The sequence below is a fragment of the Nonomuraea sp. NPDC048882 genome (assembly GCF_040649755.1).
GTDB lineage: Bacteria > Actinomycetota > Actinomycetes > Streptosporangiales > Streptosporangiaceae > Nonomuraea > Nonomuraea maheshkhaliensis.
Window position 1 is genome coordinate 409,203 of the sequence record NZ_JBEZGB010000003.1, and the last position, 26,716, is coordinate 435,918.

The 26,716-nt window shown below is 72.4% G+C and carries 21 protein-coding genes; 15 read left to right on the top strand and 6 right to left on the bottom strand.

Annotated features, from left to right (window positions below; all coding sequences use genetic code 11):
• Nucleotides 1–120: 120 nt before the first annotated feature.
• Nucleotides 121–966 carry a helix-turn-helix domain-containing protein gene (locus tag AB0C27_RS11945; protein WP_357841689.1) on the bottom strand — a complete coding sequence of 282 codons (846 nt, stop codon included), beginning with the start codon at nucleotides 964–966 and terminating at the stop codon, nucleotides 121–123.
• Nucleotides 967–1,065: 99 nt separating this feature from the next.
• Between AB0C27_RS11945 and AB0C27_RS11950 the strand changes: the two genes are divergently transcribed.
• The 3 genes from AB0C27_RS11950 to AB0C27_RS11960 all read left to right on the top strand — a co-directional run bounded on the left by AB0C27_RS11950 (nucleotide 1,066) and on the right by AB0C27_RS11960 (nucleotide 6,776).
• On the top strand, nucleotides 1,066–2,019 hold the full coding sequence (locus AB0C27_RS11950; RefSeq protein ID WP_357843081.1) for an NAD(P)-dependent alcohol dehydrogenase: 954 nt from the start codon (nucleotides 1,066–1,068) through the stop codon (nucleotides 2,017–2,019).
• A 227-nt stretch (nucleotides 2,020–2,246) separates the two neighbouring features.
• The gene (locus AB0C27_RS11955; RefSeq protein ID WP_357841692.1) at nucleotides 2,247–6,302 is read left to right on the top strand and encodes a hypothetical protein; all 4,056 of its coding nucleotides are present in this window, start codon (nucleotides 2,247–2,249) and stop codon (nucleotides 6,300–6,302) included.
• Between the two features lie 186 nt (nucleotides 6,303–6,488).
• Nucleotides 6,489–6,776, top strand: coding sequence for a Fe-S cluster assembly protein HesB (locus tag AB0C27_RS11960; RefSeq protein WP_357841695.1), 288 nt, complete (start codon nucleotides 6,489–6,491; stop codon nucleotides 6,774–6,776).
• Nucleotides 6,777–6,912: 136 nt separating this feature from the next.
• Here the strand turns inward: AB0C27_RS11960 and AB0C27_RS11965 are convergent, their stop codons facing one another.
• Nucleotides 6,913–7,893, bottom strand: a complete 981-nt coding sequence (locus AB0C27_RS11965) for an acetylxylan esterase (RefSeq protein ID WP_357841698.1) — start codon at nucleotides 7,891–7,893, stop codon at nucleotides 6,913–6,915.
• A 303-nt stretch (nucleotides 7,894–8,196) separates the two neighbouring features.
• Between AB0C27_RS11965 and AB0C27_RS11970 the strand changes: the two genes are divergently transcribed.
• From AB0C27_RS11970 to AB0C27_RS11980, 3 genes are all read left to right on the top strand, one after another.
• Nucleotides 8,197–9,777: an alpha/beta fold hydrolase gene (locus AB0C27_RS11970; RefSeq protein WP_357841701.1), complete on the top strand. Its 1,581-nt coding sequence runs from the start codon at nucleotides 8,197–8,199 to the stop codon at nucleotides 9,775–9,777.
• 147 nt (nucleotides 9,778–9,924) lie between these two features.
• Nucleotides 9,925–10,467, top strand: a complete 543-nt coding sequence (locus AB0C27_RS11975) for a DUF4142 domain-containing protein (protein ID WP_357841704.1) — start codon at nucleotides 9,925–9,927, stop codon at nucleotides 10,465–10,467.
• Nucleotides 10,468–10,706: 239 nt separating this feature from the next.
• Nucleotides 10,707–11,639 (top strand): PRC and DUF2382 domain-containing protein, encoded by a 933-nt coding sequence (locus AB0C27_RS11980; protein ID WP_357843083.1) that lies wholly within the window; start codon nucleotides 10,707–10,709, stop codon nucleotides 11,637–11,639.
• 284 nt (nucleotides 11,640–11,923) lie between these two features.
• On the opposite strand, the gene AB0C27_RS11985 is transcribed toward AB0C27_RS11980, so the two are convergent.
• The gene (locus AB0C27_RS11985) at nucleotides 11,924–13,648 is read right to left on the bottom strand and encodes an exo-alpha-sialidase (protein ID WP_357841707.1); all 1,725 of its coding nucleotides are present in this window, start codon (nucleotides 13,646–13,648) and stop codon (nucleotides 11,924–11,926) included.
• Nucleotides 13,649–13,902: 254 nt separating this feature from the next.
• Between AB0C27_RS11985 and AB0C27_RS11990 the strand changes: the two genes are divergently transcribed.
• From AB0C27_RS11990 to AB0C27_RS12015, 6 genes are all read left to right on the top strand, one after another.
• Nucleotides 13,903–14,799 carry a hypothetical protein gene (locus tag AB0C27_RS11990; RefSeq protein ID WP_357841710.1) on the top strand — a complete coding sequence of 299 codons (897 nt, stop codon included), beginning with the start codon at nucleotides 13,903–13,905 and terminating at the stop codon, nucleotides 14,797–14,799.
• 69 nt (nucleotides 14,800–14,868) lie between these two features.
• The gene (locus AB0C27_RS11995) at nucleotides 14,869–15,144 is read left to right on the top strand and encodes a hypothetical protein (protein ID WP_357841713.1); all 276 of its coding nucleotides are present in this window, start codon (nucleotides 14,869–14,871) and stop codon (nucleotides 15,142–15,144) included.
• A gap of 66 nt (nucleotides 15,145–15,210) precedes the next feature.
• Nucleotides 15,211–16,611 carry an FAD-binding oxidoreductase gene (locus AB0C27_RS12000; protein ID WP_357841716.1) on the top strand — a complete coding sequence of 467 codons (1,401 nt, stop codon included), beginning with the start codon at nucleotides 15,211–15,213 and terminating at the stop codon, nucleotides 16,609–16,611.
• Nucleotides 16,612–16,717: 106 nt separating this feature from the next.
• A complete protein-coding gene (locus tag AB0C27_RS12005; RefSeq protein ID WP_357841719.1) occupies nucleotides 16,718–18,334 on the top strand; it encodes an MFS transporter in 1,617 nt (538 codons plus the stop codon).
• A 27-nt stretch (nucleotides 18,335–18,361) separates the two neighbouring features.
• A complete protein-coding gene (locus AB0C27_RS12010; RefSeq protein ID WP_357841722.1) occupies nucleotides 18,362–19,495 on the top strand; it encodes an FAD-dependent monooxygenase in 1,134 nt (377 codons plus the stop codon).
• Between the two features lie 305 nt (nucleotides 19,496–19,800).
• On the top strand, nucleotides 19,801–20,841 hold the full coding sequence (locus AB0C27_RS12015) for an acyl-CoA desaturase (RefSeq protein ID WP_357841726.1): 1,041 nt from the start codon (nucleotides 19,801–19,803) through the stop codon (nucleotides 20,839–20,841).
• A gap of 34 nt (nucleotides 20,842–20,875) precedes the next feature.
• Here the strand turns inward: AB0C27_RS12015 and AB0C27_RS12020 are convergent, their stop codons facing one another.
• Nucleotides 20,876–21,166 (bottom strand): hypothetical protein, encoded by a 291-nt coding sequence (locus tag AB0C27_RS12020; protein WP_357841729.1) that lies wholly within the window; start codon nucleotides 21,164–21,166, stop codon nucleotides 20,876–20,878.
• A gap of 228 nt (nucleotides 21,167–21,394) precedes the next feature.
• Between AB0C27_RS12020 and AB0C27_RS12025 the strand changes: the two genes are divergently transcribed.
• Nucleotides 21,395–22,006 (top strand): hypothetical protein, encoded by a 612-nt coding sequence (locus tag AB0C27_RS12025; RefSeq protein ID WP_357841732.1) that lies wholly within the window; start codon nucleotides 21,395–21,397, stop codon nucleotides 22,004–22,006.
• Between the two features lie 77 nt (nucleotides 22,007–22,083).
• Nucleotides 22,084–22,752, top strand: coding sequence for a copper resistance protein CopC (locus AB0C27_RS12030; RefSeq protein ID WP_357841735.1), 669 nt, complete (start codon nucleotides 22,084–22,086; stop codon nucleotides 22,750–22,752).
• 98 nt (nucleotides 22,753–22,850) lie between these two features.
• Here AB0C27_RS12030 and AB0C27_RS12035 read toward each other — a convergent pair whose 3' ends face one another.
• The gene (locus AB0C27_RS12035) at nucleotides 22,851–23,837 is read right to left on the bottom strand and encodes an aldo/keto reductase (RefSeq protein ID WP_357841738.1); all 987 of its coding nucleotides are present in this window, start codon (nucleotides 23,835–23,837) and stop codon (nucleotides 22,851–22,853) included.
• A 147-nt stretch (nucleotides 23,838–23,984) separates the two neighbouring features.
• Here AB0C27_RS12035 and AB0C27_RS12040 point away from each other — a divergent pair, with 147 nt between their 5' ends.
• Nucleotides 23,985–24,908, top strand: a complete 924-nt coding sequence (locus tag AB0C27_RS12040; RefSeq protein WP_357841741.1) for a helix-turn-helix transcriptional regulator — start codon at nucleotides 23,985–23,987, stop codon at nucleotides 24,906–24,908.
• Here AB0C27_RS12040 and AB0C27_RS12045 read toward each other — a convergent pair.
• On the bottom strand, nucleotides 24,799–26,703 hold the full coding sequence (locus tag AB0C27_RS12045; protein WP_357841744.1) for a hypothetical protein: 1,905 nt from the start codon (nucleotides 26,701–26,703) through the stop codon (nucleotides 24,799–24,801). The two genes, AB0C27_RS12040 and AB0C27_RS12045, sit on opposite strands and share 110 nt — an antisense overlap.
• Nucleotides 26,704–26,716 lie beyond the last annotated feature (13 nt).

Here is a 26,716-nt window from a genome sequence, read left to right on the forward strand (position 1 = left end):
AGAGAAGCATCCACCCCGCTGACCACTTCCCCTGCCGCGCGGGCTCGACTTCACCCCCGCGATGCCCCGGACTCGCCGCCCCGGACGTGCCGTCCCGCGACGCGGTGCGCGGGGGAGGAATCAGTGGGATGCGGCCGGGTGCAGGTGGCCGAGGTCGAGCGGGGGCGGGGGTGGCAAGGGGGCGGTGTGGCCGGCCTCGAAGGACTGCAGCAGGTAGGCCACCAGCCTGCGCGACGAGGCCGCCGCGGCCTCGCCGGCGTCGACGGTGACGCCGCAGACGGCCTTGAGCAGCAGGACCAGATCGGCCGGGTCGAAGTCGGCCCGCAGCCGCCCGGCCTCCTTGGCCCGCCGTACCAGCTCGGCGAAGCGCCCTTCGGCGTGCGCCCGCGTGTGCTCGTAGTCGGTCGCCGTGGGGAACGTCGTCATGAACGCCGCGGCGAACCCCCGGTCGGCGAGCTGCATCGCGCAGATCTCCTCGATCGCCGTGGTGAAGCCCCGCCACGGGTCGGGGTCGGCGAGCGCGTCGTCCACGGTGGACGCGCAGGCCGTGAGCTGGTCGGCGAAGACCTCGACGACCAGCGACTCGCGTGAGGGGAAGCGCCGGTAGAGCGTCGCCACGCCGACGCCCGCCCGCCGCGCGATGGCCGCCATCGGCACGTCAAGCCCGCGCGTGGCGAACGCCTCCCGCGCCGCGCCGAGGATCCGCTCGCGGTTGTGCCGCGCGTCGGCCCGCAGGTCGGCGTCAGGCCCGTCCTGCGGCGGCACGCGTAGATCGGCCTGCACGGCCGCGCGCAGCTCAGCCAGCCGATCCCCTCCCGGACTGGCCGTGGGAAGCCCGGCCGGCCGATCCCCTTCGGGTACGGCCGCGCGCGGCTCATCCGGTACGGCGGGGCGCGGGCCGTGGTGGTCGCCGGCTGTCGTGGGCGGGAGGGTGTCGGGCGCTATCCGAGAGGGATGAGCAGGCATGTTTCTCACATTAGCTTAAGTGGAGCACCCCGTCCGTTTGCCGCGTTAGCGTCACTGATGACGATTCCGGCAGAGAGGACGAAAGACACAGTGGACGAGATGCGCGCGGCCCTCTACGACAGGTACGGCCCCCCTGAGGTGCTCTACGAGGGCAGGCGCCCCATGCCGTCCCCCGCCCCCGGCGAAGTGCTCGTCAAGGTGCACGCCATCAGCGTGAACGGCGGTGAGCTGCACGGCCGCGCGGGCAAGCTGCGGATGCTGACGGACCTGCTGCAACGCGGGTTCCCCAAGACCGTGGGCATCGACTTTACCGGTGAGGTCGTCGCCGCGCGCTCGCGGCAGCCGGGCCCCGCCGTCGGCGACCGGGTCTGGGGCGCGCTGTCGCGCACCTTCGGCAGCGCCGCCGAGTACCTGGCCGTGCGCCCGCGTCAGCTCTCCCTCGTTCCGTCCGGCATCGACCTGGTCGAGGCCGCGGCCCTGCCCGTGGCCACGACCGCGATCACGGCCCTGCGCGACAAGGCCCGGCTGCGTCCCGGCGAGCGGCTGCTGGTGATCGGCGGGGCCGGCGGCGTCGGGAGCGCCGCGGTCCAGCTGGGCAAGCACTTCGGCGCCCACGTCACCGCGCTGGCCTCGGCCAGGACGCTGGACTTCGTCCGCGAGATCGGCGCCGACGAGGCCCACGACTACGCGGTCACCGGCCCGGCCGATCTGGGCCCGTTCGACGCCGTCATGGACACCAAGGGCGTGGCGCAGGAGCCGTTCCGCCGTCTCCTGACGCCGGGCGGGCGCATGGTGGCCATCGCCTTCGACCTCGGCCGGCCCGTGGCGTCGCTGTCGTACGTGCTGGCCTCCGCCGTGTTCGGCTCCCGGCGGGTGCGCTTCTTCAGTGGCGACCCCACCCACCGCGACTTCGCCGCGCTGACCCGTTACGTCGAGGAGGGCGCGCTCCGCCCGCTCGTGCACGCGGTCCACCCGCTCGCCGACATCGCCGGCGCGCACCGGGCGCTGGAGGCCGGGGGAGTACGCGGCAAGATCGTCGTCCGGATCGTCTGATCCGCCGCCCCGTCCGGACCTCCGATCCCGGACCTCAGCCCCGTCCAAAACCTACGCCGCGCCCGGCAGCGGCGCCCGAGACGCCCCACCTGCGGCGAAACATCCCTTCCACCAGAAAATTGGAGTCCCATGTCGGAAGCAGTTTGACGGAAAGTGAGGAAGTATGGTCGTCTCGTGACCTATGTTTCTGATGGGATGAATTAACCAGGTCCGGGGGAGAACGCTACATGCCGCACGCCCTCCTGCGCGTGCTCGCTTCGACGACGATCGCCGGCGCCGCCCTCGTGGCCCTGCCGCCGGCCGGAGCGCAGGCCGGGCCCGTACCGGCACATGCTCAGCCTGTACGGGCGCAGGCCGCCTCCACCCAGAAGGTGCGGCCCGTGCCCGCCGTCCGGGAGCCGGCTCCCGCCGTCGTCACGGTGCCGCAGCAGACCTCACTCGCGCTGCGCCCCGCCGCGAACGGCGGGGTGGGCCCCGCCACGCCCGAGGTGACCACGCCGGCCGGCCCGGGGCTCGTCAACGAGATCACCGCGGCCGCCACCGCCGTCCAGGAAGAACAGGGGTTCGGTAAGCAGGCGCCCGATCCGGGCGACATCCTGCCGGACACCTCCCAGGCCGCGACGCTGGGGCTGATCAAGCCCCTGGCGGCGATCGCCAAGTCGTTCGAAGGGCTCGGGCAGGCCGTGCCGGGGCTGACCTACCGGCTCTGCGTCGAGAGCGAGGCGGTGCCCGTCTCCTGCTCGATCAGGCAGCCGGTCGGCATCCCGGTGGCCGCCGACGTGACCGGCGACAGCAAGCCCGACCTGGCCGCCGACCTGGTGCCCTCCGCCGATTTCGGCGGGGGCTCCTTCGGGCTGCGGTTCGCGGTCAAGCGGCTCGGCGACGAGAACCTCAAGGCGCAGGTCTGGGCCGAGTACGACGGCAAGGTCTCGGTCGGGTTCGACGGCCTGCGCCGCGGCACCTCGCTGTCGGCCTCCGACAAGGGCACGTTCACGATGGACTCGACCGGCAAGCGGGTCAAGGCGGTCGTCGAGCGCAAGGAGCCGGGACAGTCCGCGGCCATGGTCGCCGGCCTGACCGGCCGCAGCGCCGTGAGCATGCGCCAGACCCCGGCCACCACCCGGCTCACCGTGAACGCCGCCCTCGACACACGCGCTCTCGACGTCGCCGCCTCCGCGCCCGCCAAGCTGGAGGCGGTCGCCGTGCGCGGCGCCCGCCTCACCCACGCCGTGCTCGACCGCATGGGCACCAGCGCGAAGGTACGGCTGGCGCACGGCGAGGTCCGCTTCACCAGTCCCACCCCCATCGCCCACGCCCGGGTCGACGACCTCGACTACCGCGACGGCCAGTTGAACCGGGTGGTCAAGGCCGAGCTCCAGCGCGTCCCGCGCACCTTCACCGCCAAGTACGTGGCCGCGGGCGGCAAGCAGAGCCTGGCCGTCGCGGCGGGCGCGGGCCGCGCGGGCGCCGGTGCGGCGAGCATGCTCTTCTACGACCGGGCCGCCGCCAAGACCGTGCTCAAGGCGGAGCTGAGCGAGCTGCCCGCCAGGGCGCGCCTGGTCAACGACCCCGAGCGGCACCAGATCACCCAGTCGTCCAGCTCGCCCATCGGCAGGTTCTCCGCCGTGCTGCAGCGCAACGGGGGCGCCGTCGCCACCCCGCGCGGCGGCCACGTCACCATGATCAAGGACGGCTCCGCCATCGGCGTGTCGGGGCTGGTGTCCGGGCTGTCCGGGTTCGACGTCACGTACGGGTCCGCGCCGCACGCCCACCTGAAGACGAACGCCAGCGGGAGCTCGTTCGTCGGCGCGGCCGTCATCGACCGCACCCATGTGGCCGGTCTGGAGATCAGCAACACGCCCGGGGACGTGGACGTGATGCTCGACCCGTCGGCCAGGAAGGCGGAGTACCAGGCCAGCGGCCCGATCAAGCGGGTGCGGGCCACGTACACGAACCTCAAGTCGGGCCCCACCATCGACGGCACCCTGAACGGCGTGCGCGACGACGTGAAGGCGTCGTGGGAGCTGGGCGAGCGTTCGACGGTCAAGGTGAGCACGTCCTCGAAGCTCGCCACGATGGCGATTTATGCCAATAAAGCGCACGTGACGCGGGTGGGCGGCGAGGACCTGACCGCCACCGTCGAAGGCGTCAGCAAGCGCGCGGAACTCGTCGCCGACACCAAGGCCAGGACCCTGACCTGGACCTCCGACGCCCCCGTCGCCAAGGTGTCGGCGCTGGCCAGGGTCAAGCTGGGCGACCGGTACGCCAGGGCCGCCGCCGAGGTCAGCGGCGTGCCCGCCAGATTCGACGCCTCATGGGACCCGGCCGGCTACCGCTTCCGCGGCCTGTCGGGGCCGGTCGAGACGGCCGAGCTGGCGTTCACCAACCACGACGGCGCCAAGGCGCCGACCGGGCCGCACCTGGCGGCCCACTACGACCAGAGCACGGGCGACCTCGACGCCAGCGTCCTGGTCAACGGGCTCTCGCACGTCGAGTTCAGCCCGGCCGAGCAGGGGTTCAGCGCCGACTTCCGCTCGGCCAAGCAGATCCTCGCCGTGGACGCCGACCTCGTCCGGGGCGACGATCGCTTCGGCCTCATCGGCACGGTCGGTCCCGTGCCCGGACGCCTGTCCGTCACCTCGGCCGACGGCAAGCTCACCTACGCGGGCTCGCGCCTGGACGTCCGCGCCCGCGCCTGGCTCGGCAAGAAGGCCGCGCTCGCCCGCATGCAGGCCGCGCCCGCCGTGCCCGGCGGCGTGTCGCTGGTGGACGGCGGCTGCGCCGCCGGATCGCCCGGCTGCGCGCAGGGTCCGTTCTGCGTGGCCCAGCGCGGCTGCTTCGGCCTGCAGGGGTACGTGGACGTGACCGGCCTGCCCGACCAGGTCACGGTGGACCTGACCGGTCGCACGCTGGCGTTCTCCGGGTTCCGGCCCAAGCGGCCCGACCTCGGCGTCTACCTGTCCAGCAGTGTCCTGTCGCCCGTGCCGATCAAGGCCAGGGCCACCCTGACCGGACTGCCCGCCGAGATCACCTCGATGGCGATCGGGCCGTTCGGGGTGGGGCAGGGCAACACCGTGCAGGCCGCGTACCGGATCGAGCCGCCCGCCACGCTCGGCTCCCTCGACCTGCACGCCGAGGCGGCCGGGCTGCGCGGCCACGTCGCCGTCGACCCGGTGCCGGCGCAGGTGGCACTTCAGGGGACGTACGGGGCCAAGACCCGCATCCGCGTGAGCAACTCCGCCGCCGTCAAGCATCTCACCGCCAAGGTCACCCTGCCCGGCAAGGGCACCGGGGAACTGCGCTTCGGCGACGTGCCCGCCGTCTTCGGCGTGGACGCCGACGCCTCGTCCGCCGGGCTGAAGGTGCCGGCCGTCACGTACAAGGCGGAGGGCGGCGCCAGCACGCTCGACGGCTACTTCGGCGTGGAGGGCGGCCTGGTGGACCCGTCGGGGCGGCTGGGCGACGTGGCGTTCGCGGTCAAGGACCTGGCCGCCGACACCACGGTCAGGCTCAACCCCGATCACACGCTCGACCTGGTCTCCAGGCCGGTCCCCACGGGCCGCATCACGCTGCGCGCCGGGCTCACCATGGACGCGGTCGCCCCGCAGGGCATCGCGGTGAGCAAGGAGCTCCCGTACACCAAGGGCTTCCTCACCTACCACATCGGCGGGAAGTTCGGGCTCGCGAAGAGCTCGATCGAGGACGTCGGGGTGAGCATCAGGCGCGTGTCCTGGCTGCGGATCAGGCCGGGCAAGGTGCCCTTCGGCGTGAAGGCGCCCGCGGCCGTCGGCTACCTCGCCCCCGGCTTCGAGGGGAACTACGGCACCGTCAAGATCTCCGCGAAGGGCGTCAACCTGCGGCCCGACGTCAAGCTCGACGTCAAGCTGAGCAGGGAGGTCGGCGACGACGTCTTCCGCGAAGCGGTCAGGATCGGACCCACCACCTCGCTCGCCCTGCGCCGCTACGACCAGCGCATGCGCAGGATCGGGGCCAAGCAGGAGATCAAGGCGGCCGGGATCAGCCTGGCCTGCGTGGCCGTGGACGCCAAACCCGGCTTCGCGGCCGGCACCGGCGCCAACACGATCACGCTGCGCGGCGCCGACGGGCCGCAGATGGTCTCCATGCTGGATCCGGGTGGGCAGGTGCCCGACTACGCGGTTGACCTGCTGACGCACTTCATGAGCCCGTTCCCGGGCTCTGAGTGGAAGGTGGCGAGCACGAAGGCCGGCTCCTGCGGCCCCAGCGCCGACTCCAAGACCGGCAAGAGGTCCGACGCCCGGTAATTCCAGCCGCTCCCTCGCCGCGGTCCCGTACGACGGGACCGCGGCACTGCGCTGTGTGCGCGATCTTGTGCAAGGCCCGCGACACGCGGAACAGTGGGAAAAGAATTCAGTCAAGAAGGGTTAGGGCGCCGAGTCGAGGGAAGGGCAGGCAACTTCAAAGAACGTCGAACGTGAGGAGGAGCCGTAGTGCTCACCCTGACCGAAAACGCCGCCCAGGCGATCCGTGACCTGACCGCGACCGCGCCGGAGCCCTCGCAGAGCGGGATCCGCATCTCGTCGCAGGGAGAGGGCGCGAGTTCGCTCACCCTGACCCTGGCCACCGCCCCCGAACCGGCCGACGCGGTGGTCGAGGCGGGAGGCGCTCGGGTCTACCTCGACCCGGTGGCGGCGACCGTACTGGACGACAAGGCCCTCGACGCGGGAGCCGACGACCAGGGGAGTGTCTCCTTCCTGGTGACCGAGCGGACCGCCTGACGCGGCTCCCGCCGTGCCCCAGCCCGCCGTGCCGCGGCCCACGCGGGCTGCGGCGCGGCGGGGCGCACGGGCGCGGCGGGGACTCCGCTCAGCCGCTTTCAGAGGCTTTCGGAGGCTTTCAGCCGCTTTACCGGCCTCAGCCGTCGTTGAGAAGCTTGTGCAGGTAGCGCAGCTGCTCCTCCGACTGGTAGCCGCCGCCGCCCTCATGGTTGTTCCACGGCCACACCGTGATTTCCTTGGGGCCCTGCCAGTGGTTGTAGGCGGCGAACACCGTGGACGGCGGGCAGATGTCGTCCATCAGCGCCACCGAGTACAACGCGGGCACGGTGCCGCGGGCGGCGAAGTTGACCCCGTCGAAGTAGCTCAGCGTGCGGAAGACCTGGTCGGCGGTGTCGCGCCGGGTGGACAGATAACGGACCAGCTCCTGGTACGGGTCGCGCCCCGTGATCTCGACCGCCCGCCGGAAGTGCGACAGGAACGGCACGTCGATCAGCGCCGCCTTGACGCCCGGGTGCAGCGCGGCCGCCGCCTGCGAGATGGCCCCGCCCTGGCTGCCGCCCGACGTCACGATGCGGGAGACGTCCACGGCCGGATGCTCCGCCGCCGCGTCGATCGCCCTGACGGCGTCGGTGAACACGCGCCGGTAGTAGTAGTCCTCCGGGTCCAGGATGCCGCGGGTCATCATGCCGGGGGCCTGCGGCCCGGCGCTGCCGTGGGGGTCGCCGGTGGCTCCGGGGCTGCCGACGTTCGCGCCGCCGTGGCCGCGGGTCTCCATGACGAACACCGCGTACCCCGCGGCGGGCCACATCAGATGATCCTTCGGGAAACCACGCCCGCCGCTGTAGCCGATGTAGTGCATCACACACGGCACCGGCCCCTCCGCGCCGCGCGGCAGCAGGAACCAGCCGCTGATCCGGTGGCCACCCCAGCCGGCGAACGACACGTCGTACACGTCCACGCCGGTGAACGGCAGGTCGTAGGGGACGTACTCGGCGGCCAGGTCGAACTCCCTGGCCTCGGCCAGGGTGGCGGACCAGAACGCGTCGAAGTCGGCGGGCTCGTCACGGTCGGGGAGGTAGCTGCGGAGCTGGTCGAGCGGCAGGTCGAACAGTGGCACGGTGGTACTCCAGCCTGTAGATAAGGATGCTGCCATTTCATCCCATAGCGTCGGAAAGCGCTATCCCGCCATCCGCTTCCGCTGAAAGCGTGATATCTGGGTAGACGTCGCCGCGTGACTGAGCATGTTGCCGAGGTTGCGTACTCCCACCTCCTCTGACCCCGATCCCGCTCCCGGCCTCTCTCCGTTCCGAGCGTCGGCTGCTCCCTCCAACCCTGCTTGTCCTTCGTCCCGGGCGTTGGTGGCGGGTGCTTCCTGGGGTTTTTCCGACCCTGGTGGGGAACGTGGGCTAACGTCCCCTTCGTGGCTACTTTCGGCAGGTTGGCCGGGCGGGCGGTGGCGGGCGTCGTGGTGCTGGCGCTCTCGCCGGTCCTGGGGCTGGCCGCGCTCGCCGGGACGGCCATGGTGGGAGCGCGGCCCCAGGTGTTCGCGGTGACCGGGCTGGCGGTGTTCGCCTCGGTGTTCTTCCTGGGGCTGCTGCTGTGCGTGCCCAGGCCGGCGGCCGGCTGGGGCCGCTGGGCACGTGCCGTGGTGCTGCTCGGCGTCGAGGCGGCCGTGGTCTGGCAGGTCTCCGCGGCCACGCTGCGCCCGTCCGCCGTCCCCGCCACGCCCGCGAAGGTGGCCGGGCAGCGCGAGTGGCGGCTGGAGACGGGGTCGCGGCTGGCGTACGTACGGGTCTCGCCCCGGCGGGTCACCCGGCCGGAACCGGTGGTGTTCCTGCACGGCGGCCCCGGAGTGGGCGACCTGGCCGGCGACTCGGCGTTCCTGGGCAAACTGGCGGCCGACGGGTTCCGGGTCTACGTCTACGACCAGCTCGGCGCCGGCCGTTCGGGACGGCTGGCCGATCCCCGTGGGTACGGGCTGACCCGCGACGTCGCCGACCTGGAAGCCGTCCGCCTGGCCATCGGCGCCGAACGACTGAACCTCGTCGCCCGCGACTACGGCGCCCAGCTGGCGGCGGCCTACCTGGCACAGCACCCGGCCCGGGTGGCCAGAACCGTCCTGTACTCCCCGGCGGGCCTCACCGGCCTGCCGGCTGGGCGCGCTGGGGACCGGCCGCGAGCCTCGGCCATCCTGCTGGGCCCGGGAGGGGTCCCGGATCCGCGCACGCTCGCCGTGTCCACCTTGCTGCGGGTCGACCCGGTCGCCGCCCACGCCTTCGCCGGTGACCGAGAACTCGCCACCCACCTCACTCTCCTCCGCCACCAAACCCCACCTCCCTGCCCATCCTCCGATGGAAGGGCGGTCGGCTCAGGAGCGGTTGGTTCCGGGGCGGCGGGTCCGGGGATGGCAGGTCCAGGGGTGGCCGGACTTGGAGAGGGCGGCTCGGGGATGACGGGTTTCGGTGCGACGAGCTCCCGGTCGGAGGGCTCTGGAGCGGCGGATTCCGGTCCGGGGGCGGTGGGTTTCGGGCAGGAGGGGGCCGGTGTCACGGGGCTCAGGCTTAGGGCGGCTGGGAGCGCCGCTTCGCCGCGTTCTGGAGAGGACGTCGTTGCGCTCGGTCCCGGGGCCGGTGCTGTTTCGCCCCGTGCCGGAAGCGATGCCGCCGTGCGCGTTCCCGAGACCGATGCCGCTACTGCCGGGTATGGCGGGTATGTCGCGCTGGCCGGGAGGACAGTGCCTGCGTCCGTCCGGCGAGGGTTGAGCGCGGTGGAGGCGCCCGTGCTCATCGTCAAGGGTCCCTGTGATGCGCAGAGCTGGGCGGATGCCACCGACTACCGGAGTGCCCTCCCCGACGCGCGCTTCGCCTACGCCGCCGGCGACGAGGGCTTCCCCGGGCGCGGTACCGCCTATCTCGGTCTCCTCCGGGCCTTCCTCACGGACCGGCCGGTGGACACCTACGAAGCCGAAGGCCCGCCCACGGACTACCGCGGCCCCGCCTGAGGAAACACCGGGTCCAGATCCGGGTGACGGTGACCGGGTGACGGCGAGCGGCGTGGACGCGCCACCTCGGCCGCAATGCCGGGGTGCTTCCGACCGTGGTGGTTACTCTCCGTATCAGAGTCATTTCACCTGGTCAGAGGAATCCTCATGCGTACTCGCCTCACCCTGTCCCTGGCCGTCGCGGCCCTGGCCGCCCTGCCCGGTTGCGCCGGTGACACGGCGCAGAACTATGCGGCGGTGGCAACCCCCACCGTCGCGCCCCCGTCCGAGCAGGACAAGGCCTGGCTGGGCGCCATCCATCAGGGGAACCTGGCCGAGGTCCAGGCCGGCGGGCTGGCCAGGAACAAGGGCACCACCAAGCAGGTCAAGTCCATCGGCAGGATGCTGATCGAGGATCACAACCAGCTCGACCGCAAGGTCACCCAGGCGGCGACGCGGCTGGGCGTGCGGCTGCCCAGTTCGCCGGACGCGGGCCAGCACAAGGAGCTGAACCGCCTGGAAGAAGCCATGGGTGAGGACTTCGACCAGGACTTCCTGTCGGGCATGGTCAAGGCGCACAAGCAGGCGCTGGCGGCCACCCAGAAGGAGATCACCAAGGGCTCGTCGCCGGCGGTGGTGGCGCTGGCCAAGACGGCCGCCCCGTCGTTGCGGCAGCATCTGTCCGCGCTGCGCAAGGCTCAGAGCAACTGAACGCCGCCCGGGTGACGGCGGGCCGGGTCGGCTGACGGCAGGCCGGGCCGGGTGGTAGTGAACCGGGCCGGGTGGTGGTGAACCGGGTCGGGGTAGGTGATCCGGGCCGGGTGACCGTGAACCGGCCCGGTCGCCCGGAGTAGGGCCAAAACTGACCTTCCCTTGTGTGAATATGTGGCGATTTAGGGTATTTGTCCCTTTTGAACCACGAGAGAAACATCGGGGGGATCGACGTGGCTATGCAAACAGAGATCCGTAACCTGCTCGACTGCCACGTGGTGGGTTCGGACGGACAGTCGATCGGCAAGGTAGGCCAGGTCTACCTGAACGATCGGACAGGCGAGCCGGAGTGGGTGACCGTACGCACGGGGTTCTTCGGGATGAAGCAGACGTTCGTGCCTCTGGCCAACGCCCGCCGCTCGGGTGAGGAGATCCGGGTCCCCTTCGACAAGGAGATGATCAAAGGCGCGCCGAACATCGACGTGGACGGCCGCCTGTCGCTGAACGAGGAGGCCGACCTCTACCGCTACTACGGCATGCACCCGTCGGACATACCGCGCCAGCGTCCCGGCGAGACCCGTACCAGGGAACCGATCACGGGGGAGAGCGCGGAACGGCGAGCGGGACTGGCCGGCGAGACGACCGGCGACATGCCTCGCGGAACGTCCGGCGAAATGGGCGGCGGACTGACCGGTGGTGCGATGGGTGCTGCGATGCCCGGAACGACCGGCAGGGAGACGTCCGGCGGTCTGCGCGACGAGCGGGACATCGACATGATCCGGTCGGAGGAGCGGATCCACATCGGGAAGGAGAGCCGGGAGTCCGGCCGCGTCCACCTGCACAAGTACGTGGACACCGAAGTCGTCCGCGAGACGATCCCGCTCTCGCACGAGGAGGTCGTCATCGAGCGCGAGGTCATCCGCGAGGGCGAGACGGCGGGGACGTTCGAGATCGGCGAGGAAGACCGGGAGATGATCCTGCACGAGGAGCGTCCGGTCGTCGGCAAGGAGACCAGGCCGGTCGAGCGCGTGCACGTGCACAAGCAGGACGTCCAGCACGAGGAGACCGTCGAGGGCCAGGTCCGCAAGGAGCGCCTGGAGATCGACGAGGAGACCAGGAACGACAGCACCGGCTCCGGCCGCCGCGACAGGAACCTGCCGCCGGAGCGGTGAGACCACCGGCCGCGCCGGTTCGAGGCGGGCCGGCCGAGGGCCACCGGCCGCGCCGGCCGGGGCCGCGCGCGGAGAAGCGCCGCGGGGAGTGACGGCATCGCCGGTGCCGTCACTCCCCGGCGTCCGCGCGGAAGGCGTGTCCGCGCGGAAGGCGTGTCCGCGTCGAAAGTCCGTCCGATCGGCTGCGATGACGGCGAGCGGGCCCCGATGAACGCGGGCGCCGCGTGGGACCGTGTCCGCCGGCCCCGCCGGTGACCGGAATCACCGGCGGTGACGACCGGAAATCACCTTGAGTACAGCTCGACCTCGTTCAGCATGGTGCACGAGCGGCCGATCTCCGGGTCGCAGTCCGCCGCGGGCTCGACGACGATCTTGACGTGCTGGGCCGTGCGCCCCCCGAGGTCGTCGTAACGCAGGGCGTGATCGGTCCTGTCCTTGATCGTGACGACGGGTTCGCCCCACTCCCGCCCGTCCCCCGACACGTACACGCGCGCCCCGGCCGGATGCCCGGGACGCAGGCTGAGGCCGATGCGGCTCAGCCGGTACGGCCGGTCCAGGTGCAGCACGTAACGTCCGCGCCCCTTGCCGACGGCGCTCGACCAGTAGCCGGTGCTGCCGTCGAGCGCGCCCCCAGGACCGGTCCGCGGCCGGTACGGGCTCGACCAGCGCATATCGGTCGAGACCCGCACCGCGCCCCGCCGGTACAGCTCGCCCAGGTCGATCCGGGTGCCGCCGGCCGCGCCCGGAGTGGCCACGCTGAACAGCAGGCGCTTGATCGCGTACCAGCCGCCGTGCTCGAAACGATCGTGCAGGGGGCAGGCCGTCTCGTCGAGCAGCCCGTTCGGCCGCACCCCCGGCAGCTTGCAGTTGTCGAACACCTGGATCAGCCGGTGCGGCCCCACGGCGGCCAGGCCGGTGTAGCCGGACGAGCCGTGCGCGTCCCAGATGCCGTCGCGGTTGTGGTAGGTCACCACCGGCTCCCGCCACTCGTCCCCGAGCCCGTCGGGGGAGACGGCCAGCCAGTTGTCCGGCCGCCCCGCGCTCAGCACGAGGACGCCTCCGGGGGTCAGCAGCAGCCGCGGGGCGACCCCGCGCACCACGCAGTCCAGGCCGGGAAAGCGCAGCTCGCGCACCGGCGACCAGGTGCGGCCTTCGTCGGTGGAGCGGCTCTGGTGCAGCGTCGAGTATTGCCCGCCGTCGCGGCGCAGCACGGCCACCAGGCTGCCGTCCATCGCCTGCTCGATCGCCGCCTCGTTGTAGACGAACCCGGGCTCGGGCCCGGCGATCACGCCGCGCCGCTCGAAGGTGACGCCACCGTCGCCGCTGGCGTACACCTCGGCCTGGTACGTCCCCGTCTCGGCGTATTGGGCGTACGCCGTGATCAGGATCGTCCCGTCGGCGAGCTGGATCGGCGCCCCGTGCGCGGCCCCGCCGGGCAGCAGCTCGCCGGGCGTGGACAGCAGCGCCTCCGAGCGCAGCCAGCTCTCCCCGTCGTCCAGCACGGACGAGGTGAGTACCCCCAGCCGGGCCGTGTGCGGGCCGGTTCGCTCCAGGTAGTACTCCGTGGCGAAGAACCGGCCGTCGTGCAGCTCGACCGGGGACTCGCGCAGCGGCGTGGCGCCCGACGGGCCGAAGGTGACGCCACCGTCCTCCGAGACCGCCGCCGAACTGGTCAGGGTGACGACCTTGTCCACGTTGGTGGTGAAGGTCGAGATCACCTTGAGCGCGGGGCCGCCGTCGGAATCGGTGACGTCGAGCGCCGAGACGTTGGGGAACCCGGCGAAGTCGAGCCGTTCTGAGGAGGTCGGCTCGCGCTCGGCGGGCGGCGGATTGGGATGAATCCAGTCTAGGAAGGAAGCAGTATCGATCAGGTAAGGCTCCGCCGCAGGGGACCGCAGGGAGTGATCGGGTAGCACGCAGTAACCGGCCCCGGCCTGCACCGGGCCGGGATGCGGAGGCAGCCCGGCGGCCACGGTCACGGCCGCGACCATGACTTTACAGATCGGCACCGGCTCACTCCTCGGCTGTCGTCCACGGTTCACCGCACCGTACGGACTTTAGATCATCCACCTGCGACGACACGGCATTCACCTGCGAGAACGCGCCGCCTCCCCGCAACGGGGGCCGGATAAACCTGGCCCCAGATCCGGCTACGTAAAGTGCCAGTTGACAGAAAACCGGTGTCTTACGACGATCAGAGCGGCACTATTAAGTGTCAATTTACGTAGGTCGAGAGACCGTGCGGGTCAGGAGGTGGCCCCAGATGAGCATCGAGCCAAGGGCGAGAGTGGCCCAGGAGCGCGTGCTGCCGGGCCCGGTGCCGATGTCGCCGGAGACGGCGGCACAGCAGCGGGTCGTGCAGCGGATCTGCGCCAGGGTCGCGCCCGACGGCATGGACATCGGCGTGGCGGAGCTGCCCCCCGGCGGCCTCCAGGTGTGGATCGACACCCCGGTACCGCCGGCCGGACACGAGTCATGGGTGCTGCACCACCAGATGGCTCGTGAAGTGGCGCTGGTCGGCTGGCACTGCGAGGCGGACGCGGACCGCCTGCTGGTACTCGGCTGGAGCGCCGCGTGCCTGCACAACCGGGTACGCCTGCTGCAGAGCGGGCTGCGCCGGCTCGCCGACTTCGAACCCACGGCCCAGCGGGCCGTGCAACTGGACGGGCACGACCCCGACGAGGAGCCGGCCGCGCGGCTCGTCGCGGACGTGTGCGCCGCCATCGAGCGGCGGCTGCGCTGGCCCGAGCGGCTGGCCGAGCTCAAGGGCTTCGAGCGCAGCTCGGGCCTGCCGCACCTGCAACTGCTCCTCGCCCAGGTCGCCGGCCTGGAGGCGAAGGTCGCGGGCGCCTGCGAAGAGCACCTCGTCATGGCACGGGTGCTGGCGCGGGCCGTCTGCGAACACTACGCGCGGCACGCGGACCTGGTCCGCGCGCAGCGAGAGGTGCTGGCGGAGACGCGCCGATGGGTGCACGCCAGCTCCATGATCCGCGGCTCGGCCACTCCCAGGCCGAGCACCCCCGGTGCCGGCCGACCCCACATGGGGCTGGCGGAGCGCCGCATCGCCGCGAGCGTCATCAACCACGGCGTGCCGCGGGCGACCCCCGCGGCCGTCACTCCACGGGCCGGACACCCCGGCATCGAGGAGGGCGCACGCTGACCTCGACCCGCTCAACGGCGAGCGGTCGCCCGGAAAACCCCATACGAATCCGGTAGGAGAGCTCCCGTCATGCGAACCCCCCCGCACCTGCCCGCCCGCTCCCGGCGCGAGCACACCGACCACGTCCGGCGGCACCCGTACGGACTGCACGACGTGCCCGCGCAGACCCCGCCGCGCGGCAGCCTCGACTTCCCCGCCTTCCCCGAGAGCGTCCCGCCCGTCAGCCCGCCCGCCGACCCGTACGGCGAGGCCGACGTCTTCGTCGAGCAGCGGCTGCGTGACATCAGAGAGATGTCGAACCAGGCCATCGGCTCCATCGACGACCTGCTCACGCACACCGCCTGACGTGTGCCCCCAGTGGCTCCCTCGCCGGGGAGCCGGAGAAATGGACCGCACCATTCAAGGAGAGTCATGCAGGATCTGTCGCGACCGGAGCTGAGGTCGCGTGACGTCGGGGGCCACCAGCCGCGCTCCGTGGCGGGCGTCGAATCACCGCGCACCCTCGACGAGGTACGCGCGCTCGTCCGGCGGGCCACCGCGGCCAAGCTCCGTCTCTATCCCATCAGCACCGGCAGGAACTGGGGCATGGGCTCCGGCATGCCGGTCACCGACGACAACCTCGTCGTCGACCTCGGCGGCATGAACCGGGTGCGCAGCCTCGACCTGGAGGCCGGCTACGCGGTCATCGAGCCGGGCGTCACCCAGCGGCAGCTCGCCGCCGTCCTGCGCGACACCCCGTGGATGCTGAACGTCACCGCCTCGTGCGCCGACACCTCTGTGATCGGCAACGCACTCGACCGCGGCGACGGGTGCGTCCGCTCCCGCGTGCACGACGTGGCCGGCCTGGAGGCCGTGCTGGCCGACGGCAGCGTGGTCACCACCGGCGGGCTCGACCCTGCCGGCCGCTACCACGGCCGGGTCGCCGGGCCCGACCTGACGTCCGCGTTCGTCCAGCACAACCTGGGCATCGTCACCGCGATGGCCGTCTCGCTCGTGCCGCGCCCGCAGACCATCGGGCTCGTGCACGGCCGGATGCCGCGCGACCAGGTCGGCGCGGCGGTCGGCGCCGTCACCGGCTTCCTGCGCAGCGGCAACCCGGCCGACGGGCTGCTGCGCGTACGCGAGCTGTCCCTCGTCCCCGGCCACGGCGACTGGGCGCTGCCGCCCGGCGTGGACCCCGGCCTGTTCACCGTCCTCGGCCCGCTCATGGGCAGCGACGCCACCGTCGAACTGGCGGAGGAGCTGCTGCGCAAGGCGCTCATCGAGGTCGAGGGCGCCGAGGCCCTGCGCGTGGTGGACGCGGCCGAGGTGGCCCCCGACGACCCGCTCTACCCCAGGGCGCTCATGGCGCAGGGCATCCCCACCTGCCGGGGCGTGCACGCCGCGCTCGGCGTCACCTCCTGCGACCAGATCGACGAGGGCGCGATGGGCTTCCTGGCCCTGCTGCCGGTCATGCCGATGCACGAGAGAAGGACCGAGCACATCCTGGCGGCGCTCCAGACGGCCGTGGACGCCCACACCACCGCCCTCATGGTCGAGTGGAACATGGTCAGCGAGCACCTGGCCAACGGCGTCATCCAGATCTTCTTCGACCGCGGCACCCCCGACGCCGCCTACCGCGCGCACCAGCTCCGCAACGACGGCAACTGCCTGCTGCGCGGGAACGGCTGCGCCATCTACCGCTCCGACATCGACCACGCCGCCGCCGACGTCTGGTCGGAGACCAGCACCGCCGGACTCGGCATGCTCCACCGGCTCAAGACCGCGCTCGACCCGGACGGCCTCTTGTCGCCCGGCCGGTACGGCGCCTGAGCACTCGCCACAGACAGCACGAGACATCACGTCCGGCTCCGCCGCCGGCACCCGCCGGAGTGCGCCCGCGGCGGAGAACGATCGACGCTCACATAGGAGGAACCACGTGCGTTCGTCACCAACGGCCAGCAGGGGGACGGGCACGCCCGGCGTGAACCGGCGTCACGGAGTGATGCTGCGCCTGGTCGGTGCGGGTGTCATGTTGACGGTGATGGCCGACACCACGGCCACCACCCTGGCAGTGGGCGTGCTCCGATACACGCCCGCCGGCGCCGGGATGCCGCTCGGCGACCTGGTCTGGCTGACCAGCGCGGCGTTCATCCCGATCGCGGCACTGCTGGCGACCGCGGGCCGCTGGGCCGACCTGTTCGGCCGCCGCCGCGTGCTGGCGGTCGGGCTCGTCGTGTTCGTGCTCGGCGGGATCGCCACCGTCACCGTGGAACCCTGGTCGTACGTGCTGGCCGCACGGGCCGTGCAGGGCGCGGGAGCCGCGGCGATGATCCCGGCCAGTCTCGGGCTGCTGCTCGGGGAACTGCCGGAATCGCAGCGGCGCGGCGCCATCGCGCTGTGGAGCTCCGCCTCCGGGCTCGGCTGCCTGCTCATGCAGGCGGGCGGCGGCTGGCTGGCCGCCACCGTCGGCTGGCGGTCCCTGTTCGTCCCCGACGTCGTCATCGGCGTCGCCCTCCTCATCGCCTGCGCCGGACTGCCCTCGGGCCGGCGCAACACCGCCAAGGGCGTTCCCGACGTGCTCGGCGCGTGGCTGCTGGCCGCCGGCATCGCCGTGATCGTGCTGGCCATCTCCAAGGCCATGGCCTGGGGCATGGACGTGGTGTGGCTGGCGCTGGCCGCGCTGGCCCTGCTGGGCGGCGCGCTCGCGCAGGCCAGGCACCACCGCCTGCCGGCCATCGACCTGGCCCTGTGGCGGCGGCCCAAGTTCGTCTGGGGCTGGCTGGCCACCTGGGGGTTCGGCGCGCTGTCGTACGGGCTGCTGACCGTGCAGCCCCTCTACCTGCTCCACCTCGGCTACCCGATGCTCGAAGTGGCCATGTGGCTGACCCCCACATCGGTCGCCGTCGTCGTCACGAGCTTCCTGGCCGGGCGCATGGTCAAGCGCATCGGCGCGTACGGGCTCATCTACGCCGGATCCCTGCTCTGCGGCGGCGCGTGCGTGCTCGTGCTGGTCCAGGCGGGACCCACCGTGTGGGGCCTGATCGCCAGCGTCGTGGTCGGCATCGGGGTCGGCGCGCTCGCCCCCGGCACCTCCGTCGCGACCACCCTGGCCGCCCACCCGCACCAGTACGCCTCCGCCGTCGGCGCGGCCACCATGGCCCGGATGGTCGGCGGGGCCGTCGGCGTCGCCGTCGTGTCGGTCGTGATCGACCACCCGTTCATGACCGGGCCTTACGCGGGCCTGGCCGGCGCGCTCGCGCTGTGCGTGGCCATCTCGGTGCTGATCGGGGCACTGGCCCTGACCAAGATCACCCGGCTCCGGCCGGACCCGGGTGACGTGATGATCAAGGTGCCGCGCCGGATGCTGCTCGAACTGCGCATGACCCTCGCCACCGTCGCGGCGGAGGCCGACGCGCTGCTGCCGGTCGAGACCCGTGCTCCGTCCGCACCCCCCTATCCGGGCCCGAACCCGGATCACTACCCGGACCCTGTCCCGCGTCCCAGGGCGGCCGAACCAGGCCCGCTCGCCGGCACGCGCGGGCACACGCACTAGTTCAACCATTCGAAAGGGCTCCCCGTCATGGCAACCACATCCTGCGACGTAGCCATCGTCGGCGCCGGTCTCGGCGGCTGTTTCCTGGCATTACTCCTGGGCCGCCGCGGCCGCAACGTCGTCGTCATCGAACAGGGACCCTCGGTCCCCAGCGCGGGGGCCGACTTCCTCAAGCCGCCTGGACTGCGGGTGCTGGCCCGGCACGGGCTGGCGGACCTCGTCGGACGCCACGGACTCAGACGCGACCTCGTCCGCTACTACCACGACGGCGACCCCATCCAGGACTGCCACTTCCCCGACGGCGGCTTCCTCATCCGCCCGTACCGTGAGCTGGTCGAGCTCATCTACACCTCCTGCGCGATGGAGGGCGTCGAGTTCCGGTTCGACGTCAGCATCGACGACATCGCCACGGACGGGGACCACGTGGAGGAGCTGACGCTCTCCGACGGCCGGCGGCTGCGCGCCGACGTCGTCATCGGCGCCGACGGCACCAAGTCCGCGATCCGCCGCGCGCTCGGCATCGAACAGCTCACCATGCCGTACGAACGGCTGCTCATGCGGGTGGCCACCGTGCCGCTGAGCGCCAGCGTCGCCCAGCTCAACCGGCTCTACTTCAGCTCGGAAGGCTGGATGACCTACCTGTACCCGATCAACAGGGACCAGGCCAGGGTGTTCGTCGGCCTGCCGCCTGAGGCGGACAAGGAGATCTTCCAGGACGGCATCCCGGTGCTGCTGGACGAGCTAAAGAAGTTCGTCACCGAGAGCTCCGACGCCTTCAACTTCCTGCTGCCCGCCACCTGGCAGCGCATCAAGGTCTCCTCGCTGCGGGTGGAGTCCTACCACAAGGGCAACGCCGCCCTGCTCGGCTCGGCCGCGTTCGCCTGCCACCCGATGACGGGCATGGGCATGAGCTACACCCTGCACGACGCCGAGATCCTGGCCGACGTCATCTGCGCGGCCGGCGGCGACCACGACCTGCTCGACCGGCTGCTCGGCGCCCGCTACGAGCCGCGCAGGCAGGCCCACAGGGAGCTCATCGACTACGGCGACGCCCTCGCCTCCACCTTCCGCGACCGGGCCGCCTACCTCGCGGCCTTCCGCCCCGACCTGCACGTCCACGGCGAGTCCGCGGCCACGGCCCACCTGGTACCGGCCGGGTGAGCCGTGCGGGACCGGCAGCGGAAGCCGCACGGGACCGGACGGGCGCCGCGTGAGCCGCGCAGGGCCGGGCGAGGGACCCGTGCGGACGTGCCGAGCCGGTGTCCCCGCCGCCCGCCATTCCCCACCAGGTGGGGCCGCCCGGCGCCGACGCTGAGGGCGTGAGGCGGTCCCGATCCCCCAGGCGGCGGGGACGCCCATGGTAGGGCGGGCACTACCGTGAAACCGGGTGACAGCGGGGGTCCGCGAGCCCCCTGTCCCTGGCGATGCTAGGAGGACCATTCCCCTCCTCGGCATCGGAGACGTACGTGACTGTGGCAGAGACCTCCCGCCCGGCCCCGGGACAACGGCGGGGAAGCGACTTCGCGCGGCTGTCGCGGCGCATCGCCCAGGAAGGGCTGCTCGACAAACGGCCCGGTTACTACGCGGTCCGGATCGGCCTGGTCGCCGCCCTGTTCGCGGGCACCTGGACGCTGTTCGCCGTCGTCGGCGACTCCTGGTGGCAGCTGCCCGTCGCGGTGCTGCTGGCGGTGGCGTTCGCGCAGGTCACCCTGCTCGCCCACGACCTGGCGCACGGGCAGATCGCGCGGTCGCGGCGTGTCGCCAGGATCGCCGGGCTGTTCGTCGGCAACCTGGCCGTCGGCCTCAGCTATGGCTGGTGGATGGACAAGCACACCCGCCACCACGCCAACCCCAACCACGAGGACCACGACCCCGACGTCGCCCCCGACATCCTCATCTGGTCCGAGAAGCAGGCCGAGGAGAGCCGGGGGCTGCCGCGCTTCATCGGCCGGCACCAGGCCTGGCTGTTCTTCCCCCTGCTCACCCTCGAAGGGCTCAACCTCAAGCTCTCCAGCTTCCGCGCGCTGCGCCGCAGGTCGCTCAAGGGCAGGGGCACCGAGGGGCTGCTGCTGAGCGCGCACGTGCTGGCCTACCTGGGTGCGGTGTTCCTGGTGCTGCCGCTGCCCAAGGCGCTGCTCTTCCTGGTCGTCCACCAGGCGTGTTACGGCGTCTACCTCGGCTGCACCTTCGCGCCCAACCACAAGGGCATGCCCGTGCTCACCGCCGAGGACGAGCTGGACTTCCTCCGCCGCCAGGTGCTCACCTCGCGCAACGTGCGCGGCGGGCGGCTGGTCAACACCGCGCTCGGCGGGCTCAACTTCCAGATCGAGCACCACCTGTTCCCCAGCATGCCCACCGCCAACCTGCGCAAGGCGCAGCCGATCGTGCGCGACTACTGCGCCTCGCTCGGCGTCGACTACGTCGAATGCGGGCTGGTGGAGTCATGGACGCAGGCGCTGCGCCACCTGCACGAGGTGGGCCGGCCGCTGCGCGACGCCAGGATGTGACGCTCGCACGAGGCGGGCCGGCCGCCGGGTGGCGTCAGGACGTGACGATCAGCTCCATGCCGTTGTCGTCCTGGCGGACCTGATGCCCGGCGTCGGTCAGCACGGTCCGCAGCGCCAGCTGAACCGCCGCGCGGATCGTGGCGTACTTGACCAGCTGCTCCGCCGAGGCGCCCCAGACGATGACCACTCCGCGCGCCGGATCGTGCCAGATGCCGAGCCCGCCGTCGGCGGACATTAAAGACGGTTCGACAGTGAAGCCGGCCTCGGCGAGCTCCTGACGGACCACGCGCTCCAGGTCCTCGCCGGAGTTCGTGACGATGTCCATCCGAATCGGCTGCCCCCACGCGGGCGTTTCGAACCTCCGGGTCCTGACGAACTCTGTGGAAAGATGTCGGCTGTGCCCACTCCGTCCCTCTCCGGGCCCTTCGCCCGCGCCGCGTCCGGTGGCGCGCCTTCGGGCGGGAGGGCCTTCGGCGGGGTGGCCTTCGCGGACGTGACACCTCTCCCGGGCACTGCCGGGGGCGCTATCGGGACCGCTGCCGGGGGAGCGGGGTTGCGGCTGGCGCGGGCCGTGGTGTTCGCGACCGTGTGCGGGGCGGTGTCGGCCGGTGGGCACGCGCTGGCCGGCGGGGGAGCGGTGCCGTTCGGGGCCTACCTGGCCGGGACGCTCGCCGCGTTCGCGCTGGCGTACCTGATCGACGGGCGCGAGCGCGGCCCTGCGGCCGTGCTGGCCGCCACCGTGGGCACCCAGACGCTGCTGCACCTGCTCTTCGAACGGCTCGCGCCCGCGCGGACCCACTTCCCTGGTCCTTTCGGACCGCAGCCAGACCCCGGCCACCTTCTTCACGGGACTTCGCCGAGCGGGCACCCCTCGTTCAGCATGGCGCTGGCCCATCTCACGGTCGCGGCGCTGACGGCGTGGTGGCTGCATCGGGGCGAGCGCGCGTTGTGGACCATGATCCGCTTGTGCGGCACGGAGTGCCCGGTCGTGGGGCCTCTCGTGGGCTCGCTCGTACGCCTGCTCGTCCCCGCCCCGGCACCGGACGGCGCGGGAACGGCGGGGCGGGACGGGCGGCCGATGACGTACGGCGCCGCCGCCTGCTCGGGCAGGGCCGTACCGGGGACGATCAGCAGGCGAGGACCACCGGCGATGGCGCGTCACTGACGCACCTCCCCGCCCTTGCCTGTGCCCGGACGGCGGCGCCGTGGGCGCGGTCGTCCGGATGATCTCTGGAGACCAGCATGACATTCCCGCCGCGACACATTCGCAAGGCCGCGCTGGCGGCGTTCGCCTGCGCCCTTTTCCTGATATTTCCGGCCTCGCCCGCCTTGGCCCACGACTCGCTCAAGAGCAGCTCGCCCGCGAAGAACGCCCAGGTGTCTTCGCCCAAGGAGATCGAACTCGAATTCACCGCCAGCGTGAAGTTCCCGTTCGTCGTGCTCCACGACGCGGCGGGCAAGGAGATCGGCCTCGGCGAGCCCCGGCTGGACGGCCCCCTCGTCCTCGCCGACGTGCCGCAGCCTCTCCCGCCGGGCTCGTACGTGCTCGCCTGGCGCGTCGTCTCCTCGGACGGGCATCCCATCGAGGGGGAGATCCCCTTCGGCGTGCGCGGATCCTCCTCGACGGCGTCGCCTTCGGGCGAGCAGACCGCGCCGGCGGACGGCCAGTCCGCCGCCCCCACCGGCGCCCCCACCGCCGCCCCCACCACCGGCGCTCCTGCCAGCGGTTCCGCCACGGGAGCGGCTGACGGGACGGACGCATCCGTGGTGGCCGGGCAGCAGCCCGCGTCTTCGGCGGGCGTTCCCGGATGGATCTGGGGCGGGCTGGCCGTGCTGGTGGTGCTGGGCGCGTTCGTCCTGCTGAGGACCACGCGCCGGGGCCGTGACCGGGAGGACGTGGACCCGGGCTGAGCAGCCCGGGGCGGATCGCGCGGCAGGAGGCGCGCGAGAGGGGCGGCGCGCTGCCCGGCTTCGCGAGGGCCTTACCGATCGGGACGGGCGGGGCGGGGTCAGCGGCCGGTCAGGCGGGGGAGGGCGTCGCCGTACAGGTCCTGGCTGGCGTCCGTCTGGGCGATGAAGTCGCCGGGGAAGCCCAGCTCGAACTCCGCCGCCCCCTCCAGCCGCCGCACCGCCTCCTCAGGCAGCCGTACGTCCGAGGCCCCCAGGAGCTCCGCGAGCTGCTCGGCGGTGCTCGCCCCGAGGATGGGATGCACGCCACGCGACACCGCCCAGGCGATGGCCACCTGCGCGGCCGTCACGCCCAGCTCGCCGGCCACCTCCGTCACGACCCGCACCGCTGCCCGGTCCCGCTCGCTGATCGACTCCGGCGACACCCGCGAGGCCGCCGCCCCCGGCCGGGCGTACCGGCCGGACAGCACGCCCCGCGCGAGCACGCCCCACGCAGCCACGCTCATCCCGTACGCCCGCGCCATCGGCAGCAGTTCGCGCTCCACGTCCCGCCAAAGCAGGCTGTAGGGCACCTGCAGCCCGGCGAACGGCGTCCACCCGCGCCACTCCGCCAGCGTGTTGGCCCGGCTGACCAGCCAGGCCGGCGCGTCGGAGATGCCTGCGTAGAGCACCTTGCCCGAGCGGACCACGTCGTCCAGCGCCCGCATCGTCTCCTCAATGGGCGTGTGGCGGTCCCACACGTGCACCCAGAACAGGTCGACGTAGTCGGTGCGCAGCCGGCGCAGGCTCTGCTCCAGCGACAGCACGAGGTTCTTGCGGTGGTTGCCGGCCGCGTTCAGGTCGGTGCGGTCGCGGGTGCCGGTGTACTTCGTCGCCAGGACGAAACGGTCGCGACGTCCCTGGAGCAGCTCGCCGACGACGCTCTCGCTCTCGCCGTACATGGAGGCGGTGTCGATCACGTTGCCGCCGGCGTCGGCGTACGTGCCGAAGATCCGCCGCACCTCGGGCGAGGACTCCTGGTAGGTCATCGCGCCGAGGAACAGGTCGGACACCCGCAATCCGGTACGCCCGAGCAGCCGATACCGCATCACGCCCTCCCCGGGCCGGAGGTGATCACTGTCGTCTTCGTCATGGACACCAACCCTGCCGTGCCGCCGCAGGCGCAGGAAGGCCGGGCCCAGACTGGCCCCCGGAGGGCCACGATAACGGAGCGGCCGGCCCCTAGACTCGGCACCGTGAGTGAGAACGAGCTGGGGGCCTACCTGCGCGCACGCCGGGAGGCGACCAGGCCCGCCGACGTCGGCCTGCCCGGCGGCGGCCGCCGGCGCACGCCCGGGCTGCGCAGGTCGGAGCTGGCCACCGTGGCGGGGGTGAGCGTCGAATATCTGACCAGGCTGGAGCAGGGCCGCGACCGCAACCCGTCGGTGGCGGTGCTCGCCTCGCTCGCCGACGCCCTGCGCCTGACGCCGCAGGAGCGGATCTACCTGCGTCACCTGGCCAAGGTGGCCGGCGGCGGCATCGCGCTCTGCCCGGCGGGCGCCCAGGCGCCCCACAGCACCGTGCGGCCCACCGTGCGGGCGCTGCTCGACCGGCTCGAACCCGCCCCCGCGGCGCTGCTCAACCGGCTGGGCGACGTGCTCGCCCACACCACCGGCTTCGAGCGGCTGCACGGCCCCGTCGGCCTGCTGGAGCACGACGTTCCCAATCTGACCCGCTTCGTCTTCACCGACGCGCGGGCCAGGACCGCCTACCCCGACTGGGACCGGGTCGCCGACGAGCACGCCGCCACGCTCAAGTACGAGGCCGGCGCCGACGACCCCTGGGCGGCCGAGTTGTTCGACGAGCTGTCCTTCGTGGCGGGGTACGCCTTCACCGGGCGTCTTGCCGCGACGCCCGGGCCGCCGGTGCCGGACGACGTGCAGCGCTTCGCGCATCCGGAGGCCGGCGAGCTGCGGCTGGCCAGGGAGCAGCTCGACCTGACGGGGTCGGAGCAGCGCATCGTGGTCTACCTGCCCGCCGACGCCGCCACCGCCGCCGCGCTCGACCAGCTCACGCGCGGCGCAGTGAGCGGGTCAGGCCGGCGGCGATCGTCGTGGCCAGCACCCAGCCCGCCGCGATCAGCCCGTACGCCAGCCACTGCGTCCCACCACCCGGGTTGAACGCCTTCTCCTGGCCGAAGTCGATGATCGGCAGCAGCAGGTCGAGCGAGTAGACCAGCGCGTTGAACTCCGGCGCTTCACCCGCTTTCAGCGGCGGCGGCTCGTTCTGCCCGAACACCAGCGTGCCCAGGCCCAGCAGCGCCAGCAGCCAGCCGGCCGCGCGCAGCGGGCGGAAGCCGTAGCCGACGGTGACGTCCTGGAGGTGCCCCCACAGGCGCGCGTACCAGGGCAGTGATGTGCGGCGCTGCTGCTGACCGGCCAGCAGCGTGTCACGGGCGTCGGCGTCGCTGCCGAGGCGCCGGTAGAGCGCGGCGAGCTGCTCGTAGGCGTTGGGCAGGTAGCCGTCGATATCGCGGCCGAGCCAGCCCAGCCGCTCGGCGGCCGGCAGCATGGGTTCGAGCGCCTCGTACGACAGCCCGTCCATGCGTAACTCGTCCGGCCACACGCCGGGGCTGTCGCGCAGCACCCCGATGCGGGCGTGCCGCAACTCGACCGTGCCCTCGACCGGCTTGGCGGTGTGCAGCGACAGCTCCCGCGTCTCCATCCCGAGGCATTTGAGCGCCACGTCGCCGGGCGCCTCCAGCGTGGCGCGCTTGAGGCAGAGGCGGCTGCCGATCCTGGCGTTGGTCAGCCGGATGCGCCCGCGCGCCGTGAAGCCGTCGCAGAGGTTGAGCACTTTGCCGACCGTGAGCCCGTTGGCCGACAGCGCCGCGCCGCCCGGGTTGACCAGTGTCGCGCCCTCGAAGTGGACGGGGCCGCTGACGGAGGCGTCGAGCAGGCTGATCTCGCCCTCGGCGATGAGCCCGTCGCGGGCCACCAGGGCGCCGTCGACGACGAGGCCGTCGCCCGCCAGCACGAGGTCACCCGGGTTGCGCAGGTGGGCGCCGTTGAGGTTGAACGAGCGGCTGACGGCGGCGGCCTCGATCCAGACGATGCCCTCCACCTCGGTCAGCGACATGAAGAACCCGCCCTCGGCGTTGAGCCCGCCGGCGCGCACGGCGAGCCGGCCGGGGTTGCGCAGCCGGGATCCGCGCAGCGAGAGCGGCCCGCCGACCCGGGCGAAGCGCAGGCTGAACTCGCCGTCCACCTCGACGTCCCTGGCGAACAGCGCGACCTGCACGACCAGGTTGGACCCGCCGAACGCCAGTCCGCCCGGCGCCCGCAGGCGTGCGCCGTCGAACTGGACCGCGCCGCCGATGTTGGCCGCGGTGAGCAGGATCTCGCCGTCGCAGCTGAAGCCGTCCTCGGCGCGCAGGCTGGCGCCGAGGTCGAGGTGCTCGGCGTTGAGCGCGGTGGCGCCGGGATGGTGGAGGCGGGCGCCGTTGAGCGTGAGGTTGCCGTTGATCCGGGCGCCGGGCATGCGCAGCTCGCCGCGTACGTGGCAGCCGACCAGCCGCAGGTTGCCCTCGACCTGGATGTTGGAGGCGATCAGGCCGGGCAGGTGCGAGCCGGCGAAGCTGAGGAAGCGGGTGCGGGCCTGGTAGAGGTCGGGGACCTCGTCGAACGCGCAGTCGTGCAGGATGACCGGGAAGTCGATCTCGCCGAACGCCAGCTTGAGCGTGCCGGTGACGCGCGCCCCGGTCAGGCGCAGGCCGGGTTTGTCGGCGGGCTCGCTGTATTCGGCCAGCAGCAGCCGTTCCAGCACCTCCGCGCGGATCTCGCGCTCGGCGCCCCAGGAGGCGGCGCCGGCGGGGGAGTCGCGGGCGGGGTCGCCCGAGCGCAGGTCGACCTTGGCGCCGCGGGCCACGGCGGCGGAGACGGCCTGCTCGGCGGGGGTGAGTTCGGCGTTCGGCAAGAGGTGTCCCGGG